Here is a 3,477-nt window from a genome sequence, read left to right on the forward strand (position 1 = left end):
ATGCATATGGAATTCCTGAAGATTGTGAAATTTATGAAAACGATACCGTTGTAAAGATTATTGAAAATAACGCTGCGTAAAGACGCGCGGGCGCGGCGGGGGCGCCCTTCTTTCAAATTTTCCCATTCCAAATTTTATCAAATGTTTATCACATTAAATTGTGAGGGTATCTCTATGTGCAAAAAATACGAATTAACCAGTGAAATCAAAAAAATCAAACATGCTCTTACTCGAAATATTATAAACCTTTATCGCATTCGGGCTTTAAAAGATTTTGATGATATAAAGGCGGGGTCTTTAGGCGGCTTTATTGAAAAGGAAGCCAATCTATCCCATGATGGCAATTGCTGGGTGTATGATGAGGCTTGTGTCTACGGTCATGCAAGAGTGTATGAAAATGCAAAAATACGCCATTTTTCTCAAGTCTGTGGTCAAGTTTATGGCAATGCTGAGGTCTATGGAACAGCTTTTATCTCTCAATATGCTAAAGTTTATGACCATGCTTTTGTCTCTGGCAATGCTCATGTTTATGGCAATATTTATGGGTATGCCCATGTGAATGGTCGTGCCCGCGTTCTTTCTGATGCTCATATTTATGACCATGCGCATGTTTCTTATGATGCTACGGTTTTTAGTTATGCACGCGTTTATGGTCATGCCAAGGTTTCTGGCTTGGCTTGTATTTATAGCCATGCAAAAATTTATAATTATGCTGTTATTAATGGTCGTGCAAAAATTTATGGCAAGGTTTATGGCAATGCTTGTGTGAGTGGCTCTTGTGAGATTTATGGCTCTGTTTATGGCAATGCTAAAATCTCATATTGTGCAACGATCTGGGGGCGTGCTTATGGCAATGCAAAAATCAACAAAAAAAGCAAAGTAAGGTTGGTTCCAAAAAATTGTGAGGTTTATGAAAGGGATAATGTTGTCAATATAACTGATAAAACAGAATAAAAAGAGACATGGGGGACGTGCCTTCTTTATGGTTATAAACGCATATAAAATGCATTGCTATAAACATATCATAAAAGAGAGAGTAAAATAAAAAAAGCCGTGCCAAATGATATGACGCGGCTTTCAAATAGCGTTTTTTATTGATTAAAATGAATCATCCACAATGGAGTAATGAATGCATATATACAAAACGTATCATATTGCAAGCGCTCTATGAGAGATATGAAAACTTATCAAAAGGAATGTAAATGATGCATATGATCTTTAATCACTCATTTGAATGAGAAAACCTATAACGCTTGTTATGGCTATCAAACGTATCAAACAAATCAAAACGCTCGGTAGCTTTAACAATCCAATCAAAAGCAAATGCATATTCAATAAATATCTGCAAAAAACGTTCTTTTTACATTTGGAAGCGTTGGTTTTTACAAAGCAGCTTTTCATAAGATAAATAAACAATTATGGTTTTTTGTTACCATTTTTATCAAGTCAATTTTATTAATAATAGTTATTAAAAAATCACAAAATTAGAATAACCACTTGAAAATATACCCATATGGGTATATTAATAATCATGAGTAAAATAAAACGTATCATATGGCTTGGTTCTTCACTCAAAGATATAAAAAGTCTTCCTGATCTTATTCAACAAAGGATTGGTTATGCTCTTTATCTTGCTCAGATAGGAGATAGAGGAGAAAATGTTAAGGTTCTCAAGGGGTTTGGATCTGCCAATGTTCTAGAAATTATTGAACGCGATATTCAAGGAACTTATCGCGCTGTTTATACGATACAATATAAAAAATCTCTTTATGTGTTGCATTGTTTTCAGAAAAAATCGACCCGTGGCATTGCAACACCAAAACCAGACATTAATCTGATTAAAGAACGTCTCAAGTTAGCAGAACAATTAGAAGGGAATTAAAATGATCAATGTTTTTCACGGTAGTTCCAATGTTTATGCGGATCTTGGCTTTTCAGATTCCAGAGAGATGCTTATCAAAGCGCAACTTGCTCATAAGATTAGTCAAATTCTGAAAGAAAAGAACTTAACACAAAAACAGGCTAGTCAACTTTTGAAAATGACTCAACCAAAACTGTCTAAACTCTTAAGTGGAGAATTTCGAGGAATTAGTGAAATGAAAATGCTTGAGTGTTTGGCAAAATTGGGAAACGATATAAAGATTATTGTTAATCCGAAAGAAGTTAAAACGCTTGAAGGACATTTTGAAGTTGTTTTTTCTTCTTAAACTTCTTTATGATTAGCTTTTTATGGTCTATTCATACATGGCAATTGTTTATAAAAAATGGTCAAATGAATCACGTATAAAAGTGTGGATTCTTGAGTGGATTCATATAAGATAATTACACTCAACCTATTGACTTTATTGTATTTTTGTTTATAATGCCCTTCAACAAGTGTAACCATCCGACGACCGTTTTCAACATCAATGCTCCCTTCATCACTGTAATAATCAAGATCATTATGGTGAACACCTTCATGAGAGCTACCATCCCTTGCCCAATCTGCACTCAGCTCTGTCCAATGAGATTTGGGAAACATCTGCTTAGCTACTTCTAACGGCTTGCGGTCTACATACCACAAACGTTGCGCATCGGTTAAATTCGGTTGCACCGCTGCACTATCCCAAACCATCTTTAACGGGTCTAAACGCGTAATGACCGGTTCACCATCGAGGCTGTTCTCATAATCAAGCCGTGTATCAGTCCACCCCATGCCGCAGATAACCGCATCTTGGAAAGCATCACTATCAGCGTATTCGGCATGCGCCATGTCCCGAAACCATTCTGCCGCACCAGTAAGCAATTCACTAGGCAATGCCTTCCCTACTTGACGGGGAATAAACTGCACTTCGCGCTTGTTATTACGCTCTGACCCCACAACGGCATTGACCAATGGGGCAATACGATTAAAGGTCATAACGGGGCGGCGTTGCTTTTTTAACGCCGATAAATCTTCTTCATTCCATTGATCACCATTGTAAAAACCAAAATCCTCCCGCGCATGTTCACGCCATTTGTTCACATGCTCCACATCTTCTTTGTACCAGCTCACAAGCTTGCGAAATAAGCCTTCTGTCGACAAATCTGATGCGTTACTTTCTTTATCTAAATGCTCTTCATCATACATCATTCTGCCATCCATGAGGTACTCTCATATTCCGTTCTGCCGCTATAAGCTGGTCGCTTTTGTATTTCTTTTGGTGGTTTGTATGAAATACACATCAGTCCAAAGGCATCTGCCCCATGACTGGACCAATCGTGCTCTGCTCCCAAGCCAATATTGCGCTTCTCATCCCATTTCTCGTGATACCAGTTCAGTGCCTTACGTCCTGCTACCGTCGTCTTTTCATTAAACCAAACAGAAGGCAAAACACGGCGGACTGTTTCTATACGTATCTTAACAGCTCCTGCTCCCTGATTAGGGATAACTTTTGTTTGAAAGCCTGCCTGTTTAAGAGCGCTCTCAAAACTCACATTGTGCACACGGTCTCTGGT

3 protein-coding genes and 2 pseudogenes are annotated in these 3,477 nt (G+C 37.8%); 3 read left to right on the top strand and 2 right to left on the bottom strand.

Annotated elements, in window-relative coordinates; translation table 11 throughout:
• Positions 1–174 precede the first annotated feature (174 nt).
• From ACFILD_RS00095 to ACFILD_RS00105, 3 genes are all read left to right on the top strand, one after another.
• Positions 175–954, top strand: a complete 780-nt coding sequence (locus tag ACFILD_RS00095; protein WP_375664599.1) for a hypothetical protein — start codon at positions 175–177, stop codon at positions 952–954.
• A 577-nt stretch (positions 955–1,531) separates the two neighbouring features.
• Positions 1,532–1,882 (top strand): type II toxin-antitoxin system RelE/ParE family toxin, encoded by a 351-nt coding sequence (locus ACFILD_RS00100; RefSeq protein ID WP_041581387.1) that lies wholly within the window; start codon positions 1,532–1,534, stop codon positions 1,880–1,882.
• Between the two features lies 1 nt (position 1,883).
• Complete coding sequence (locus tag ACFILD_RS00105) at positions 1,884–2,207, top strand: helix-turn-helix domain-containing protein (protein WP_015856199.1); 324 nt, start codon at positions 1,884–1,886, stop codon at positions 2,205–2,207.
• A gap of 157 nt (positions 2,208–2,364) precedes the next feature.
• On the opposite strand, the pseudogene ACFILD_RS00110 reads toward ACFILD_RS00105, so the two are convergent.
• Positions 2,365–3,124: pseudogene (locus ACFILD_RS00110) on the bottom strand (portal protein); the annotation flags it as partial.
• Positions 3,109–3,477, bottom strand: a pseudogene (locus tag ACFILD_RS00115) (PBSX family phage terminase large subunit); the annotation flags it as partial. The pseudogenes ACFILD_RS00110 and ACFILD_RS00115, both read right to left, overlap by 16 nt.

It is taken from the genome of Bartonella sp. CL162QHHD (assembly GCF_042195435.1).
Taxonomy (GTDB): Bacteria; Pseudomonadota; Alphaproteobacteria; order Rhizobiales; family Rhizobiaceae; genus Bartonella.